Below are 18323 nucleotides of genomic sequence, written 5' to 3'. Positions count from 1 at the left end.
ACAGGGGATCTCATGACAATACAAAAGCTTTTTCTCACATTCTTTGGTGCAGGACTTAGCCCCAAAGCACCTGGTACAGTAGGTTCATTGGCTTCGCTTCCTGTAGGCCTAGCACTGCTTTACTACTTTGGGTTGGAAACACTTTTTATGTTGACACTCGCCATTACCATTATAGGTATCTTTGAAGTGAATAAATATGAACAAAAAACAGGTATCCATGACCACCAACAGATCGTTATAGATGAAACAGCAGGTATGTGGCTTAGCCTTATGATCGCCTATTCAACGGCTGTGACAATGCACTATCCTTATGCAGTACTCTTAGCCATTGTATTCAGTTTTGCGGCATTTCGTCTTTTTGACATCTGGAAACCCTCAACGATAGGCTGGATAGACAGAGAGCTTAAAGGTGGTCTGGGAGTGATGCTTGATGATGTATTGGCGGGGATCGCCGGTGGATTTTTAAGTGCTGCAATACTGATGGCGATTGAGAAACTGATTTAAACGTCTCTTTTCCCTCTGCACCATCCCCTCTTTACGCGTTTCTTCTGCGTATTTGGAAATGCTTCAAAGAACATCCCTATTACCGCTGAGATCATGATCAAGTAGGCTATAAACCTTGTCAAACTCGCGATCAAAGACTCATAGGCCAAAAGTCCCATAGTACTGAGCATATAATGAAAATCATGAATCGCATCTACACCTAAAAAAGATTTATATGCCGGAAGTATACGGCCTTCATGTGCTGTAGAGAGATACCAGGCTGTATATTGAAGAGAGAAACCCACAAAGAAGAGTGCTATCAGTGCGGCAAAGAGGTTACCTCTTCTATAGTAATAATAGGCGATCAATCCAGGGAAAAGCAACTGGAATATCGTTCCATTGGCCATAGTAAGAAACTCTGGACAAGGCAAGATGTAGCAGACACCATGTCCCGCTTCATGCACAATACCCAAAGTCTGATTGGCTACAAAAAAGTAAAGGGTAAATATCCTCTGTGCCCAAGAGTCACTCTGTGCATAACCAGGTTCCCATGGTGCATAATGGGGGAAGAGCAGAAGAAATGCAACAAAAATCCCTAATGTGACCCTCTTTGCCACTGTTTTGGAGTGCAAAGAAGATGCTGACTGCTCTCGCTCATCATGATCGTAATGTAAATGTTTAAAAGGATTTTTGTCAGGCATCGATCAAACGCTTTAATATCTGCTTGATGAGCGTTTCATACGCTTTGAGTTCTTCTGCTTCCAAAGCACTTCCTGAACGGAATTTTTTATGGTATTTCTCTAAAGCGTTCCTTGATGTGTCATCCAACCATCTCTCTTTAAATGTCTGATCCATTTCCATATCGAACACTTCTCTTTTGGCATGGGAAGTCTGTGCAACCTTCATGGTGTGGTAGATCGCACGTCCCAGTAAGATATAAGGGAAATTTCTATTTTCCATAGGCCCCATCTCTAAGTAGTGTTTACCCATTGTTTGACCCAGAACTTTTACTTCGGAAAGTTCATTAAAACCCAAATACGCACCTGCACCACCTATCAATGCCCCTATGGCTCCACCCAAAAGAAGTGTATGCCCCGCAAAAAGCAGGTCGATACCTGCACCCGTGATGGCACCTGAGGTCATACCTGTAATGAGAAGCTCTTTACGTGTCAAACCAAACACAGAAGCTGTCTCTTCAGAAAAAAGGTCCAACCCTTCAAATGTTAACACTTTCTCTTTTTTTTGAAGGTGACCATGGTTCCAGATATCTTCGATATCCTTTTGTGCTGTAACTTCTAGCTCCCGTAACCGGTCTTTATAGTTACTTTCTATCTTATATCTCTCTTGTTCACTGGCCTCAGGGGCATAAAAAGAGAGTTTCTCTACAGCAGTGACAGATTCATACACCAATCTCGCAATGAGTGTTGCACTACGTTCAAGCATTTGTTCCTGATACTGTTTAAAAAGTTTGATCGATGTTTTGAGTGGAGCTATCCACTCTTCTTTAAGCTGAGCCATACTCTCAAGTATACTCATATGCTGTTCAAAGTTGGTCTGCATAGGATTAAAGGTACGTACCATCTTGAAATAGTGTTCCAGTGCCTTCTTCCACTCTTCACTATAATCCATCTCATCAATATGGTTGATCAGTGCCATAGATGGTTGTCCTGTCCAGCGAAGAATTTCCATTTCGGTTTCGTACTCTTCACCATAGGGTTGTGAACCATCCACCACATAAATGATACCTGCACCGTCCATAATAGGTTCAAGAAGTTCTATTTCATCATGGAAATGTTCATTTTCTCTATGTGTATCGATAAATGCCTGTACCACTTCTTGTTTCTTATTTGCAGGCACATCATGTTGCTTTAACCATGCCAGTACTCTTCGTGCTCTTTGAAAACCTGGTGTATCAAAAAGTTCATAGAGAACCTTTCCATCTACCGTTAAAGGGAAGGAGCGTTTTTTTGTGGTGGTCCCGGGTGTATCAGATATCTGTACTGTGTCATCCAGTGCCAAAGCTGAAACGATGGAGCTCTTACCCTTGTTCGGGTGTCCAACGACCGCAAATTTAGGGTGAGAAAAATCGATCTCTCTACGACCCGGCATGAAGCACCTCCACACCCTGTACTTGAGTATCAGATCTTTTTAACCACACTTTCGTCTCTCCGAGCATAGAGAGTTTATTTTCCCATATATCTATCTCTTTCGTAGATGCATCATAATGATGCTCTGCAGTACCTATAGGTACCACTACCACTTTATCAACTTTGCGGGTCAATTCACTAAGATAGTCTACAAAATCCAGTGTTGGGGGCTCCCAAGCTTTCACAAACAAAAGTATTTCACCATGACTTTTAAAAACGATCTCCATATCTTCTTCAAGACTATTTGTTCCTCCAACTTCATCATGTGCAGGTGCGATGATCTTCAATCTTTCACCCAACACCAAAAGTGTATCATGCGGTATAGCCCATCCTTGGATCCCATCATAAGAGGCATCTAATCTATTGACGATCTGACTATAGTGTCCCTCCTCTGTAATGAATACTTTTTCACTTTGATCTGCATGTGTAGAGATGATAGGTTCATTGATCTCTCTGAGTAGTTTTGACGTTCCATGTAATGTTAAAAGCGATTGCTTGATTGCAGCGTTCAATCCAAAAGAAGCAAGGATTAAAATCCAAAAACGTAGAAAAACAGCATAAAAGAGGGTAGAAAAAGCCAAAAACTTCCACCACTCTCCAAGCTGTGATGCATGTGAAATCATCTCTTCATTCAGCGTAGCACCCAGTCTGAAATATTGACTCTGCTCTAGGAGTTCAAGTGACGGCACGGCTGATGGTACCAACTCTCTCCATGGAAATGCTATAGTATGTAAAAAATCATGAAATTCCTCTGAAGAGATATGTAAAGTTGTACTCCACGCAAAGGCGATATCCTTGGTCACGATCACACCCAACAGTGCCAAGAGTAACCCAAGTGAAAAAAACAGAATGATGATCTGTGAACGTTTAATGATAATCCAGTTTGCAAGCAAAGGATTGATCTTTAAATTTTTGATCTGCCCTTGTACCCTGCCAGGTAAAAAGCCCAAAATCTTTTCCATCCAAAAAGCAGGTGAAAGATGTATCAGAACATTCTCAGCTCTCCTGGCCCTAAGCATTGCAAAAATTGTTAGCGACATACTAAAGAGAGGAAGGAAAACAGCCACAGCCATAAAATAGATGACATTGACCGGTGCATCACCATTGTAGGAGAGCAGAGCCACACCCGTTAATAAACCCAAAACAAATGCGATCACTACAAGCGTAAAGGTAATCCTGTACAAATAAGAAGAAAAAATGTCAGACAAAAGCGGTTTTTTCAACTTCTCTTGATGCTTCTCACTCCATGTTAAAAGTTGTTCAATAGGTTTATGTTTCAACATCACATGGGTTAACCCAAAAGCACGGTTCTCTTCTCGTGTAGCAGGTTCTAAAACCAATAGTTCATAAAGATTTACATACGATTTTATATTCATCTATTGCTAATTCTCAGGACAACCATAAATAAGGCATCTCAATTGCTCTTTGTATTGCTCATGGTCATAATGCTCTACTCTCGCGACACCCTCTTCAAAGGCAGCTTTTGCTACGGCTGAAGCCACCCATACCAAAGCTTCCTTATTAAAAGGCAAAGGGATAATATGCTCTTTCCCGTAAGTGATACTGTCATTATGATAGGCAGTCTTAACATAGTCAGGCACAGGCTCTTTTGCTAAAGTAGCCAGTGCTTTAGCTGCTGCCATTTTCATCCCTTCCGTGATCTTCTTCGCATGTACATCCAATGCACCTCTGAAGATAAAAGGGAACCCCAATACATTGTTGATCTGATTTGGATAATCAGAACGTCCTGTTCCCATGATCGCATCATCACGTGCCTCCATCACCTCGGACGGCAAAATTTCAGGTACGGGATTTGCCAAAGCGAAGATAATAGGTTCAGGTGCCATTTTGGCTACCATCTCCTTGCTCAATGCCCCTGCGACACTCAAACCTAAAAACATATCAGCGTTCTCTATCGCATCATCAAGTGTCTTAGCTTCTGTATCTATGGCAAAAGGTGCTTTATAGTCATTCAAGTCCGTTCTTTCCTTGCTAAGAACCCCTCTACTGTCACACATAACAATATTTTTGACACCTAGACGTTTATACATTTTTGCACATGAGATACCTGCAGCACCTGCACCGTTGACTACGATTTTGATCTCTTCGACTTTTTTACCTGTCAACTCAAGTACATTCATTAAACCTGCAGTTGTGATGATAGCAGTCCCGTGTTGGTCATCATGGAACACTGGAATATCAAGTACTTCTTGTAACTTTTTTTCTATCTCAAAACATTGAGGGGCTTTAATGTCTTCAAGGTTGATCCCTCCAAAAGTAGGAGAGATCGCTTTACAGGTTGTGACGATCTCATCTACGGTATGTACATCCAGTTCTATATCAAACGCATCTACATTCGCAAATTTTTTAAAAAGTACTGATTTCCCTTCCATGACAGGTTTGGATGCGAGAGGTCCAATATTCCCTAATCCAAGTACTGCTGTACCATCAGAGATCACTGCCACTAGATTAGAGCGATTGGTATATTCAAAAGAGAGATTTTCATCTTTTGCGATTTCAAGACAGGGTATCGCTACACCAGGGGTGTAGGCAAGTGAGAGTTCATGTTGGGTATCACAAGGTTTCGTAAGGTCTATACCTATCTTCCCTTTCTTATGATATGCTAATACTTCTTCTTTTTTGAGTTCAGACATAGTGTACCTTACAATTTCAAGATAATCTATTATACTCAAAGTATGATAAGGGCAACTCTAATTATTCCGGGAAATACTCTTCTATGATTTGAGGGAAAAGTTTCATTGTTTTTCTGGCCTTGTCTATCTTAGGCTGAAATACTTCTGCAGAGTTTGGAAATTTTGTCATACATTCTGTATAGATAGCAATTTTATCTTCCATATGTGCTTCAAGTGCATCAAGTACAGCTTGCATATTCTCTCTGCTTGTTGCAAACTTCATGAGTAACTCAAACATACGCTTACGTGGATGGATCGCCATAGAATCGCCCGCAGCAAGTGCGATATCTTTAATATCCCATCTTGAGATATAAATACCACTTACATGCGGAGCGATAAGCTTTGCATAAAGGGCTTCTGTATAGGAAGGATAGTCTTTAAGGTCTACTTCTTCATCCGCAGCACATTGTCCATCAGGACCAAATGCCGGGTTCCCGTTAAAATTTTTCTCATTAAAGTTTTCAAATTCTTTTCTTAAATCGTCTATATCTCTCATTCTTTCTCTCCTATTAATAGCGGAATATCATCCACATTTATTTCTGCATCAAACCATCTATGGGCAATCAGCATCATCTTTGTCACAAAAATGATCTGGTCATCCAAAAACTCCGGTCTGTCATAAAGTGCTTTTGCCTCATCGTCCAGACAAAAGCCTTGGACCTTGCCATCTTTCACTTCAATAAAGTCTACACGCCCTTCTCTCTGGGCACATTCATTCAGACTTTCACAATAGTGTACAGCCTTAGCACCAAACTCTTTCTCTATCATCATTTGTGTGACTTTAGACTCTCCTACATTCGTCATGGTAAAATCAAAATGTTCATCTTTAATGTTCAGGGCAATGGCTGTTGCATTGATCCCATTACGTTTCATGATCTTGTTAAAGTACTTTCTCATATACCCTGTTTGGGCATTATAACCAAGGATGGTACAGAGTCCTGTGTCAGGTTTGATCTCATGGGGTTCCATGACTATTCCTCCCCTCTCATACGCTTAGCATTTGCATGTAGGAACATTGCTTCTTCTTCCTCCACTGCACAACGCGGACACATCTGTTCTCCGCCTGTATAAGTGAAGTTGTTACCGCACTCGTTACACCGCTTGATATTGAACGTTGCCAGGGTTCTTTGAGTAGGTTCAAAGAACTCTTTGATCTCAAATCCGCTTTGGAGCTGTATCGCATCAGGCTCACATACATCATGGCACAAGCGACACTTTACACAAAGCATGGCATCAAAATGTATCAGTGAGAACTTATTGTCAGATGAAAGTGCCCCGGTAGGACAGATACGATAACAGATCTGACAGTTAGTACAACTTTCATCTACGAACTTTTGAGACGTAAAGCTCACCTCTTCTTCCGGAAGTATTTCAAACACATCCGGTACTTCTGCACGTTTCAATGTGGTAAAGAGTATCTTGCGTTTATTTGGCAGATTTTTATCTTTTATTTTGGCAATAACAGAAGCATCTATTTCAAAATGCTGCATTTCATCTTCATCTACCGCATCATCAAATGCTTTTTTATGTTTTACCACACCTTCAAGTGAAGCATTTTCCAAAAAGGAACGTCTTGAAGTGACTTCATCTTCTTGCTCTTGCTCATTTTTTTCTTTTACAACTTTAGATGGTATATGGTTTGTCTCGAGTTGTTTTTTAGAAAAGCTAGATAGAACGAAATTTGCCTCATCGATACATTCTTCAATATGCTCAAAAAGTAATGAATCCTCATCATAGGAACTCATATCTATGGTGATCGTCTCCTCACTTGCCAAAGCCAGAGAGATCAAGTGTTCCACGCTCAACACTGAAATACAAGGGACATTGAACTTTGGTGAGATGAGCCTTACTTTCGATTCTAAAAAAGTAAAGAAAAACTCAGTGGTAGAAAAGTCTGAAAGTGCAAAAGCCTCTGTAGGACAGATACCCACACACGCTGCGGCTTCCACACCAGTAGCTGCACTGAAACTAGGAAGATTGTCTACCAGACTTATAGAATCCGGGCAGATATCTACACACTTGCTACACTGAGAAAATTTACTTGTCGCTCTTACACACGCACCCACATCAAAATGTAAACCCATAGACTACGCTTCATCCCCACAATATGTTGTCAATTTATCTGTCACATATTCAAAATCACTGAGTAGGAACTCTAGAGCCAGTTCGGCACCATCATGATAGAGAGGTGTGCGTGATTCACGTTTTGCATTGATCAGGAATAACGGTGCCCATTCCAAAAGGTGCTCTTTTAAAAATGCACGTTGTACCTGTAGCAATTCACAGATACCATCTTTGTCCTCTGCTGCTAAAGCTTTTTGCAGTGCAACACATAACATATACATGAATTCCAATTCCACACCTATATGGTCTGCACTGACAACCCTTGCAGCATCCAGTTCAACACGGAAATCCAGATCATTATAAAGTTGAACGATAGGATTGTCTCCACCACTTTCTATCATTTGGTCATCCCTAGTATAAAAACTTTCATACGGTACCAGGTGCATTAAAAAGAGGTTAGTAAAGTCCACATTATAATATTGATCTATAAGCTCTTTACGTGAAAGTTCCTTGCGCTTAGACCAGTCTCTATAGTTAGGGAAAAATGATAAAAGTCTCTCATCTTTTTCAATATTCTCCAAAAATGTTTCGTCTACCTCTACAAGCATCAATCGTGAGATCAAGGCATAAATTGCGATACGGTTTTCTATCTCTTGTTTCATTAATTCCATCTTCTATACATCTGCTTTCATGTTAAATATTTTGGCACTATACCACTTTCAAGATAAATAAGTAATAAGAAAATTAATTATCTGGGAAATTGTATAATGTAGATACTCCCAAGCAGGTGCCTGGGAGTATGTCAGTAAGTATGAACTTACTTGATTTTTACTGCGTATGCTTTGTCAGACAAAGGTACACAAGGACGTTTGATATGTTGAGGACGTCTAAGTGTATCTGTACTGTCAAGAGGACGTGTCAATTTGTCTCTCCATGCTTGATACACTTTCATGTTGTTCTCATAGTTCACATAGATATCACCGATCTGGTCATCTTTACCTGCAAGTTCCATCACAACTTTTTGGTGCCATGCATGGTTACCAGCAATTGGATCCGGATGTGAAGGTGCCACAGCATTTTGCCATGAACCAGAAAGACCATCCCACCAAATGTTGTCGATGTCTCTGTTGTACTCTTTAAACTGCCAAGAGTTTTTGTTTTCATTCATACCATCTACGATACCTTGAGTTGGCTTGAGTGTACCCTCTTTACCATCCATTGTCATCTCATACAATGGTGCACCCAGACCCATCACACCTAACTTGTGCTCAAATCCTGGGATCTCAACCGCATTTTTAAGTTTCCATCTACCTGCATGGTGTGAACATGCTAGTACACCAGGCATTGTAGCTTCAGTCGGTACAGCCATCGCGATGAAGTAACCTGATTCAAGACCAGATACAGTATCTTGGATCGTAACCTTCACTGCATCACCTCTTTTAATACCAAGTCTCTTCGCATCTTCAGTATAGATCCATACTGGGTTATGGTTTTGTGAAATCTCCATAAGGTGCTTAGAGTTTACTGAACGTGTATGAATATTGTATGGTAATCTGAATACTGTATTCAATGCAAATTCATTCTCTTTTTGCATGAAGTCATGGTGTACTTGTGTTACAACATGCGTCATTTTCTTTCTCTCTTCAGCATTTTTTGGATAGATAGGTATAGCGTACTCAGGCCATTTCCACTCTTTGAACCACTCACAGTAGAAGTCAAGTTTTTTAGTCAATGTATGGAAACCTTGTACCAATTCACCGTCTACTTCTACACCGATCGCAGTCTCTTTACCATCATGTCCTGTTGCAAGAAGTACACCAAACTCATCTTTAGTCACTTCACTTTCATGATACTCGTGACCATGCGCGATATATGTATCACCTACTTTTTTCAGTGGTCTCTCTTGTGGTTTATAGATATTAGCCTCTTCTAACCATGTACCTCTGTCTCTCATCATCTCATAGTTCGGATACTTTGAGTCAGGATATGCTGCTTTTGCTGCTTTTCTAAGGTTTGGCAGGTTATCAAATGCTGCTTGATACCACTCAGCAATTGTCACACATCTGCTTGGATCTTCTTTTGAAGCCCAGTGCTTTCTGATACCCAATGAACCATCTGGATCTACATAATGTGTCATGATGTTTGCCCAGAACTCTACCTCTTCCCATACTTCACCAAGACCGGCTTTAATATGTGCTTCAAGCGTAGCTCTAGTTGGATCTTTTGGCTTCCAACCCATTTTTTCTAGTGCAACTCTAAGTGCCGGGTTACGGAAACTTAACCATCTTTTTGGTTCAGTTGCTTCAGAGTGTTGGTCATGTCTTTCACCAGCAAGTCCTACAGGCAAGATATAGTCACAGTACCAGTTTGTCTCAGACCAGGTCGGAGAAAGGTTGAATGACATTTCGATCTTATCTTCTCTTTTAAGCGCTTCGATCCATCTGAATCCATCCGGGTTGATCCAAACTGGGTTATACATACGAGGGATCCAAACAGCCAATTTTTCAGGAACATTCAATCCTTTGGCATTCCACTTGTTTCTCCACTCATCGTCCATAAGAAGGTGAGGCATGATATGACTCATTTCATAAGAACTTAACGGATACTCAGGCGGCCATGCGATCTCATTCCATACGTCAACTTTTGCAGGTGCTGAACCATCCACAGTTGCAGCATTTCCTTTACCGTTAACAGAGATAACATGCCAGTGGTGAAGTCCAACGCCACCTTTGTCACCTGCCATTGCACCACGAAGAACAAATGGTAAAAATGCCGATCTAGCGATCATCCATCCACCTTTGTGACCAATCGGTCCTGCTCTCCAGATATATGTTGCAACTCTTGCACCTGCATCAATGAACATATCGTAAAGTTTTTCTACGATACGCTTTTCGATACGACACTCTTCAGCTACAAAGTCAAGTGTATAAGGGCTATACATCTCAGCGATCATCTCAATGAACTCTTCATAAGAGTTACCCGCAGGTACAGACTTGATGTATCCTTTTTCAACAAGTACATTCAAGTAGTCTCTGTCTTTCATGAGGTGATCCCAGTTTACCCAGTTTTTCACAAAATTGTGGTTGACTAGGTCTTCGCCATTGATACCTTTTTCATTCAAAATTCTGTTTGCAAGGTAGAGATAAAGTGCTGTCTCTGTTCCTGGCCAACATGGAACCCAAAGATCCGCCATACCAGCAGAGTTTGACAAACGAGGATCCATAACAACAAGTTTTGCACCTTTTTTACGTGCTTCAGCGATACGTCCTGCTGCCTGTTGGAAGTAGTGTCCCGCATCTGCAGCGTGAGATGACTGAAGGAAGATCAACTTTGCATTCGACCAATCCGGAGAGTTTCTGTCATCATTCGTCCATTGGATCGTACCTTGTCTTGCACCTGCAGAACAGATGTTTGTATGAGAATCATATCCATCGATTCCCATAGAGTGTGGTACACGGTGACCAAAACCATTTTCATTTGGACGACCAACGTGGTACATGATCGATTTTTTAGAGATCTCATCACCTGTTTTGAGTGTATCGTGCATTTTTTGCCCGATCTCTTTCATCGCTTCATCCCAAGTTGTTCTTACCCATTTACCTTCACCTCTTTTAGAACCTGGAGCTCTTTTAAGTGGGAAAGGAATTCTATCTGGATCATACATTTGTGACTGAGTCGCATACCCTTTTGCACAGTTTCTACCACGAGATCCAGAGTGAAGCGGGTTACCCATATATTTACGTACTGCCAGTTGTCCACCAGCTTTGTAAGTAGAAAGGTCAACCCATGCAGTTAGACCACATGATGCTTCACAGTTTGAACATGCTGTAGGAACAAGCATGTATTCAGTTGCTTTGATCCCATCTGGGTTATCTTCGCTCTGAACACCATTTCTACTTGTACCACCTCTTTTCCAATCATCACCATCTAACTCGGTAAAACTATCCCACTCTTCTAACGGTGGATAGAATGAAAGTGTCTTTGGTGTAGGCGTGAACTTCGTTTCTGCCATTGCAGGCGTGTCTGCTACAGTTTTAAATACACCTGCAGCAAGTGTTGCACCTGCTACAGAGTAAGCTGTACCTTTAAGGAAACTTCTTCTACCTTCGATAAAATTTTTATCTTCTGTATTCATTGATTTTGTCATAGATATCTTCTCCTTAACTTAATGGTAACATTTGTGGGATCTTAAGCCATACATCTTTTACCAAGAATAACCCTACCAATGCTAAAATAGCTGCAAATCTAAGCAGCGTCATGTTTTCTGATTTCATGTAACTCATTCCTAAGAAGAATGGGATAATAAATCCAAGTGTCATACCAAACCAGAATTCAACACTATATGCTCCGCCTGAATGTACATAGGCTAAAACGGCTTCTGCCTCTGAAGATTTGAATGAGAAGAAATACTCACCCATATACATCATGAAACTAAAGAATACAGCGAATGTAAGTACAAGTGCTAAATCTTTTCTTGCTTCTTTACTCCATGAACCAGAAATAAAGATAAGTGCTGCAGAACCGGCCATAAGTGCTGCCCACATCATTTGCATCACTTCAGTTGGTGCTTGCCATAACTCTCTTGCACTAGATTGTGCCATAATGATCGCTGTATATGTTGTTACAGGAATCGCCAGGAATACCATGAATGGCATGATCTTTTCATAAAATCCAGAGTTGTTTCTAGCTATTGCAGTAAGTTTACACTTCTTACCACCAAGACCTGGAAACGCATCTGCTACACCGATAACCATAAGGATCGTAATGATAGCTAGGAAAAGTGATGCCATCCATGCACCCACAGTAATTGATGAAGTCCAATGAGGATGCGTGAATATATGTATCATTCTGTATGGCTGATGTAGATCTATCAATGTAAACAATAAAAATACGTTCAGTGATACGAATGCAAGTACAGGCATAAGCCATCTTAAGTTAGGCATTTCATCTTTTTTATGTCTAAACCATAGGAATGCCGCTAAAAAGACAACACCTGTACCGATACTTTTTGCCCACATGTTTACAGTAATAATACTACCCCAAACAAGTCCCTGAATTGGTACATCGAGTGTAACTACTGCTTGAGTTGCGTTAATTGTACTTTCTACCATCTTAGTGACCTCCCTCTTGTTCATGTGATTCAGTATCTGTCGCTGATTCAATAAAACTTGCGTTATCTGTTGGACCATGGTGTCCAGTAAACGGTGCTAAGAATCTGTCAAGGATACCGTGATTTTTATCACCTACATGCTCTAGGTGAGTAATGTCATTAAAGAGACTGAATCCTTCAATTCTCTGATGTGCAAGTGGGTTCAATGTTGCATTACCACCACCTACATAAAAGTGCGTTGGGCTTGTATGCTTTTCTGGTTTACGTACTTGAACAGCACCTTTGTGTTCCATAATATAAAGTGAAATATGACTGTGGTCATCTTCAATATCACCAAAGATATTTGCTTCAACCGGACATGCAACCACACATGCTGGCATCATACCACTCTCAATACGGTGTGCACAGTAAGTACATTTATCTGCTGTATTTGTTTCAGGATCCATATAGATCGCTCCATAAGGACATGCCATCATACAACCAGCACAACCGATACATCTATCACTGTCAATGTTTACAATACCATTCTCTAGATAATGTAATGCCGATACTGGACAGATACGCTCACATGGTGCACTCTCACAGTGATTACAACGTAATGGTGTAAATGATCTTCTAGTGTCAGGGAATGTTCCCAAATCTATATATTTAACACGTAAACGCCAAGTACTCAATGGAACTTCATTTTCCACTTTACAAGCAATCTCACAACCTTTACAACCCATACATAGGTTAAGGTCAACTAAGAAACCTAATTTCATGCTTCCTCCTTAAATTTAGCTAATCTTATAATAATTATAAGTACCCGTTAATCCGATGAGACCATAGGGAAATGCTTAGATTAATACTATTAAAGTTTGCTTTAAAAATTGGTTATTTACTCAAAGAAACTTTACCTTTTTAATCCAGTGTAGCAAATAGAACATTTTTGTTAAAAAAAAATGATAGGTACTATCTGCTATTTATATTTCATTATATTTGTCTGTATCACTGCCAAATATAGGTACTATTCAGTAAGCCCACTTAATATTTTTCTCATACCCGCCTGTGCATTTTCCAAGACTTCGATATCTTCTTTACTCTCTATAGCCATAGAGCTCATCCAGTTATAGACAGAAGGAAATCCTAGTTTCATCTCCTCTTCATCTTTCTTTTTACTGAGATAGAGTGAACATGGCGCATAGGCTCCTGCTTCCGGTCTCGTTTTAGCGATAGTGTAGATCACCGGTAGTTTACAGATAGAGTAGACTTCATAAAAATCAAATGCTTCGTAGTTTGACTCTTCAAAGTCATCACCCAAATTATTATGTCCTGCGATGACAAAGCCATTCGGTGCAAGCTCGCCTTCAAAGCCCATTTTGAACTCTTCTAATTGATCTTCCCACTCATCTGGGTCCATCTCCATACTGTAATTCGTAACGAGTTCACCTTTTGGCTCTGTTTGCACATATGGTAATGTTTCAAATGAACCATTTGGCATGGCTTTTTTTAATGTCTGCTTGACCAGTGCTCTTAGGTCATGAAGCGTTTTGTCATCAGCCGGAGTTTTCATGATCTTTGCCATCGCTTCGACTGTTAGAGAAGAGACAGAGATCTTTTTTTCACCTTTTTTCGTATAGATCGACATACTCATAGGTGCGAAAAGACCTACATTTGGGTATTTCTTTACCAGTTCCAGAACGGCATCCGGTTTATACAACGTGAAAAGATTATAGATATCAAAACCTGATTCTTTAAACTGCTTCACAAAAGGGCCATTCATATCCCTATTCGCAGAGATAACAAAACCTGCATCTTTAAATGCCTGTTCTATACTTGCTGGAGTGATCTTACCATCTGCGTTCTCTGAAGTGAAGACTTCTATATCCGGAGCGGTATTTTTCATAGCAGCAGGTGCTTGAGCTGCACCCTTTACAGTTTCTTGAGCTATTACACCCGAGACGATCAATGATGCACAAAGCATCCCTTTAACTAACAATTTCATATTTTATTTCCTTTTGATTTTTATACCGTAATATAACAATCTTCTGTAAATAATATGTAAATGTTTCAAGCTAGATCATGGTTGGGCATAGGTATAGCCCCGAAGTTGCCTTTCTATGATCTCAACGATCCCTGCGGTTGCAAACCCAATGTCATCAAGCAGGTCTTTTTTCTCGATATGCAGTGTCCTCATGGTGTTTCCGCACGCAATGAACTCTACATCATAGGTCATAAGTGCTTCTATACGTTTCCGTACATCCGCATCTCCCTTTTTCAGTAAAGACTTTAATCCCTGTCCATAGGCCACGATAACCACTTCGGTGTTTTCCGGTCTATAGAATTTCATCACATTGTTCACCGTACTTAAAATACGGTTTATCTCTTTTACATCACCGCTAGGTATACCAAATACAAGCTGTCTAGGATTATCAATGGCAGGCTTTGGTTCTGCAAACTCTGTCTCTGCTACAGTAAAACTCAATACGCATGCGAGCAATATCAATATTTTTTTCATCTTTTCTCCTTTACCTTTGTTTCTTTTTGGCTTCTCTTAAGATATCCAGAAAATCCATTTTATTCCATGCACCAGGAAGATTCATTAATACTTTAGAATTTTCATCTATAAAAATAAAACTTGGCGTAAATTCGGCTTTTAATCCCAAAGGAAGCTCAGTTGTAGAAATATCGATCGCAACAGAGATAAAGTCCTTTTCCAGCATATCGACCACTTCTTTTTCCACCATTACCTCTCTATCCATTTTTCTACAATAGTAACAATCTTTTGTCATTACCTTAAGCATAATGATCTTATGCTCATTCTTTGCCTTTTGCAATGCTTTTTCAAACCCTTCATATTGTACACTATTTTTCTCTACGACCTTCTCGTCAAAATCATAAATATAGGTACTGACTGCTTCAAGTTCCTCTTCACTCACCTTTCCTTTAAGACTAGGCATGGTTTCAAAAGACTGCATCACTTCGTCTAAACAAAGACTTTTTTGTCTATCTGGATTCAGTACATACTCACTGATAAATGCAGCCACTTCCATACGATGTATCTCATTATCCCCTTTAGGGTCCCCAATGCTCTTTTTTAATCTATAAGAGAGCTGGTTTAACGTGGGTGCAGTCAGCTTTAGCAGGGTATTGTTATAATCTTGGAAATTCTCTTTGAGTTTAGACATAGGGATATAACCTTGATGACAAGAAGCGCATTTTTTTTCATATACTTCCTTGCCTTCCATTGCATAAAGTGCATAGACATATAACAACATAGCTAACGCTATTCTCATTCTTCATCCTCATCATACATTTCAAGTTCTCGATACGCTTCAAAGACATTACGGCTGTGCAATATATCATAAAGTTTCATTTCTTTATATTTTGGCATAGTGACTTTTTTAGTGACCTGTTCTATAGAAACATCATTATCCAATGCATCAAGTACCGCTTCTTTCATTTCAAGAAGGTAGGATTTGAGTGCCTGTGTAGCATTCGCATCAGTTTTATATCCATGACCGCCGATGATCACTTTCGGATGTCTTGCCTCTATTTTTTCCAATGCCTTAATGGAACCTATGATCGAACCGTCACGTATGGAAGTGACTCTTCCGTTAAACACTAGATCTCCCGCGAATAGTACTTTTTCATCAGGTAAGTATACGATAAGATCCCCCTGGGTGTGTGCTTTTGATACCAATTGTTGAATTTCAAGGATCTTGCCGCCGACATTGAGTGTAAGGTTGTTATCTACAACAGTGTCAAGACTGACGATCTCTGTCTTTCCGTATATTTCACTGCCCAGAGTACGCTGCATTCGTGTTTCCATACCTACAACTACATTTTGTTCATATGTCCTTGGACCTATCAACAAAGCATCTTTGCTTTTATAAAAACTATTACCTAACCAATGGTCGTCATGATCATGTGTATTGATGACATACTTTACAGGGAGATTTTCTATCATTTGCATCTGGGTATATGCCTGCTTGGCATAGGCATACGTAGGGCCGCTGTCTATGACAACAAACCCTTGTTTTGTTTGAACAAAACATGTATTAACCATATTACCACCGTTTTCCTTGGTGATATTTTCAAGTGCACCAAAAAAGCAATGTACATCTTCAGAGACCTTGACAGGCGTCAAAGCATACTCGTACGCCTGTGCCGTCCATAAAAAAAGACACAGTGCTATGATGCTCTTCATTCGTACTCCTAGAACAGGTAGTTAAACTCTAAACGATATTCGTTATAAGAAGTATCTGCTTTTCCTGTTGAACCTACATCAGCATCAATCACGCCGATACGTGTTCTCATTTGAAGTCTTTTTGTGATGTTCGTCCAAGTATCTAAGTGCCATACATTACTGTCAGGCTGGATAGTTGTTTTAGCATCATCAAAATCTTGGATCGCGTATCTTAAACTTGCTGTCCATGTTGAGTTGAACTTATAGTGTGCTCTTGCCATGAATGTTTCAGTATTTGCATACCAGTTATACTGTGCCATTGCTCTTGTAAATCCACCTGTAGGGAATCCTCTCCATGGAGCAACGATATCTGCTTCATCTGCCACTTTTGAGTAACCAAGTCTGAAGTAACCTTTTTTGTTTGGCATTTCAAGATCAACTCTTCCACAGAAAAGACTACTGTCAAGTGAATTAGCTACACCTGCATCATAACCTGTTGCAACTTTACCCGTAAGGTTTGTATATCCGGCAACATCCCCGCCACCATCATCCATCTGATGGAAATATCTCGCACCAGGTCTTACCGCCCAACCATTATCTAATGGGAATCTGTAGTGTGCTTCAGCCACAACATCCGTCACAACACCAGGTACTGTTAAAGCACTTAAAGTAAAGTCTAGATTATCTACAGCTTTAGTTTTGATATCCCCTAAGAACATATCATGGTTTGTATCTTCACCTGCACCAACGAAGTTAGCATAGCTAAGTCCTTTGTGAACAGCTGCATCATCATTATTAGCCCAATTATCACCATCAGCAGTACTAAACGTTACAAGATCATGCGCATCTTCGTGGTCTCTAAGCTTTTGTTTCGCGAACCAAGCAACTCTCGCTGTTGTTTTTGGTGCTACTTTTGCACTAATAGACACACCATCAAAGGTATTTGGTATCATTTTTGTGTCATTTGAAGCCGTAAAAACCGACTCAAAGAGTTGACGACCAGCTTTCGCATCAACTGTACCGTTATTGTACTCTAAATACGCTTGTCCAAGTACTCCCATACCGTAGCTTCCCTGATAGTCATCACCTTTGCTGCCGTATCTAACTTTATGTCTGCTAAATGTATCTTTACCTGCTTTTGCACCGCCTACTTCATCTTTATCCATTCTGAAGATTTCAGGATTTAAAGAACCGTAATAGCCCATCGTAAAGCTGAACCCGTCCAATACAGCTGACTTATAGATAAGGCTTCCACCTACACCCCAGTTTTTATTGTCTAAATTACCTTTTTTAGTGCTAGGATCCCAAGTTTCTTTATCCCAGTCCCAATAGAATGTATTCGATCTGAGTCTTCCATAAAAGATACCTTCACCAAACATATCACGGATATTGTCTACGCTACCTGGTAACACATTATATTCAACGACCATATTACCTTTGAGTTTACGTTTAGGTGTATCTTTTTTAACAGATACTACCGGTTCAACTGGTGCAACATCTCCACCTGCCATCGCAGATGTACCCATACATAATAGTGCTGACGCAGCTATACTGATTTTGATCATTCCCTTATTCATTTCCTACCCCTTTTAGTATTTTTTGTCATAATGACTTTATTAACTCTGTGTTATAATAAAACTGTGATTATATCACAACCG

Annotated in this window: 17 protein-coding genes; 1 reads left to right on the top strand and 16 read right to left on the bottom strand. The window is 40.1% G+C overall.

The features are described 5' to 3' along the window. Window positions 1–12: 12 nt before the first annotated feature. Window positions 13–504 (top strand): phosphatidylglycerophosphatase A family protein, encoded by a 492-nt coding sequence (locus PF327_RS08280; protein WP_008245233.1) that lies wholly within the window; start codon window positions 13–15, stop codon window positions 502–504. Here the strand turns inward: PF327_RS08280 and PF327_RS08275 are convergent. The 16 genes from PF327_RS08275 to PF327_RS08200 all read right to left on the bottom strand — a co-directional run bounded on the left by PF327_RS08275 (window position 501) and on the right by PF327_RS08200 (window position 18242). Then, complete coding sequence (locus PF327_RS08275; RefSeq protein ID WP_289402113.1) at window positions 501–1184, bottom strand: hypothetical protein; 684 nt, start codon at window positions 1182–1184, stop codon at window positions 501–503. The genes PF327_RS08280 and PF327_RS08275 overlap by 4 nt on opposite strands. Continuing rightward, window positions 1177–2592: a DUF3482 domain-containing protein gene (locus PF327_RS08270; RefSeq protein ID WP_289402112.1), complete on the bottom strand. Its 1416-nt coding sequence runs from the start codon at window positions 2590–2592 to the stop codon at window positions 1177–1179. Before PF327_RS08270 ends, PF327_RS08275 begins: the two co-directional genes overlap by 8 nt. Beyond that, a complete protein-coding gene (locus tag PF327_RS08265) occupies window positions 2579–4006 on the bottom strand; it encodes a DUF2868 domain-containing protein (RefSeq protein ID WP_289402111.1) in 1428 nt (475 codons plus the stop codon). The genes PF327_RS08270 and PF327_RS08265 overlap by 14 nt, the downstream gene beginning before the upstream one ends. Window positions 4007–4012: 6 nt before the next feature. Next, window positions 4013–5284, bottom strand: a complete 1272-nt coding sequence (locus PF327_RS08260) for a malic enzyme-like NAD(P)-binding protein (RefSeq protein ID WP_289402110.1) — start codon at window positions 5282–5284, stop codon at window positions 4013–4015. Between the two features lie 61 nt (window positions 5285–5345). Further along, complete coding sequence (locus PF327_RS08255; protein ID WP_008245238.1) at window positions 5346–5819, bottom strand: hypothetical protein; 474 nt, start codon at window positions 5817–5819, stop codon at window positions 5346–5348. Beyond that, window positions 5816–6292, bottom strand: coding sequence for a hypothetical protein (locus tag PF327_RS08250; RefSeq protein ID WP_008245240.1), 477 nt, complete (start codon window positions 6290–6292; stop codon window positions 5816–5818). Before PF327_RS08250 ends, PF327_RS08255 begins: the two co-directional genes overlap by 4 nt. Window positions 6293–6294: 2 nt before the next feature. Further along, window positions 6295–7407, bottom strand: coding sequence for a 4Fe-4S binding protein (locus PF327_RS08245; RefSeq protein ID WP_289402109.1), 1113 nt, complete (start codon window positions 7405–7407; stop codon window positions 6295–6297). Between the two features lie 3 nt (window positions 7408–7410). Beyond that, on the bottom strand, window positions 7411–8058 hold the full coding sequence (locus tag PF327_RS08240) for a TorD/DmsD family molecular chaperone (RefSeq protein WP_353049170.1): 648 nt from the start codon (window positions 8056–8058) through the stop codon (window positions 7411–7413). Window positions 8059–8204: 146 nt separating this feature from the next. Further along, window positions 8205–11534, bottom strand: coding sequence for a molybdopterin-dependent oxidoreductase (locus tag PF327_RS08235; RefSeq protein ID WP_008245252.1), 3330 nt, complete (start codon window positions 11532–11534; stop codon window positions 8205–8207). Window positions 11535–11547: 13 nt separating this feature from the next. Next, complete coding sequence (gene nrfD, locus PF327_RS08230; protein WP_008245254.1) at window positions 11548–12498, bottom strand: NrfD/PsrC family molybdoenzyme membrane anchor subunit; 951 nt, start codon at window positions 12496–12498, stop codon at window positions 11548–11550. A gap of 1 nt (window position 12499) precedes the next feature. Further along, window positions 12500–13258 carry a 4Fe-4S dicluster domain-containing protein gene (locus PF327_RS08225; RefSeq protein WP_008245256.1) on the bottom strand — a complete coding sequence of 253 codons (759 nt, stop codon included), beginning with the start codon at window positions 13256–13258 and terminating at the stop codon, window positions 12500–12502. A gap of 245 nt (window positions 13259–13503) precedes the next feature. Next, the gene (locus PF327_RS08220; protein ID WP_289402106.1) at window positions 13504–14481 is read right to left on the bottom strand and encodes a DUF302 domain-containing protein; all 978 of its coding nucleotides are present in this window, start codon (window positions 14479–14481) and stop codon (window positions 13504–13506) included. Between the two features lie 75 nt (window positions 14482–14556). Then, a complete protein-coding gene (locus tag PF327_RS08215) occupies window positions 14557–14994 on the bottom strand; it encodes a DsrE family protein (RefSeq protein WP_289402105.1) in 438 nt (145 codons plus the stop codon). A gap of 10 nt (window positions 14995–15004) precedes the next feature. Next, a complete protein-coding gene (locus tag PF327_RS08210) occupies window positions 15005–15772 on the bottom strand; it encodes a thioredoxin fold domain-containing protein (RefSeq protein ID WP_289402104.1) in 768 nt (255 codons plus the stop codon). Then, entirely contained in the window at window positions 15769–16686 is a 918-nt protein-coding gene (locus PF327_RS08205) for an MBL fold metallo-hydrolase (RefSeq protein ID WP_289402103.1), read from the bottom strand. Before PF327_RS08205 ends, PF327_RS08210 begins: the two co-directional genes overlap by 4 nt. Before the next feature lie 8 nt (window positions 16687–16694). Next, window positions 16695–18242, bottom strand: a complete 1548-nt coding sequence (locus tag PF327_RS08200) for an OprD family porin (protein ID WP_289402101.1) — start codon at window positions 18240–18242, stop codon at window positions 16695–16697. Between the last annotated feature and the right edge of the window lie 81 nt (window positions 18243–18323).

This window comes from Sulfurovum xiamenensis, assembly GCF_030347995.1.
Taxonomy (GTDB): domain Bacteria; phylum Campylobacterota; class Campylobacteria; order Campylobacterales; family Sulfurovaceae; genus Sulfurovum; species Sulfurovum xiamenensis.
The sequence above is the reverse complement of the archived record's forward strand: the minus strand, read 5'-3'. Positions and strand labels throughout refer to the sequence as shown.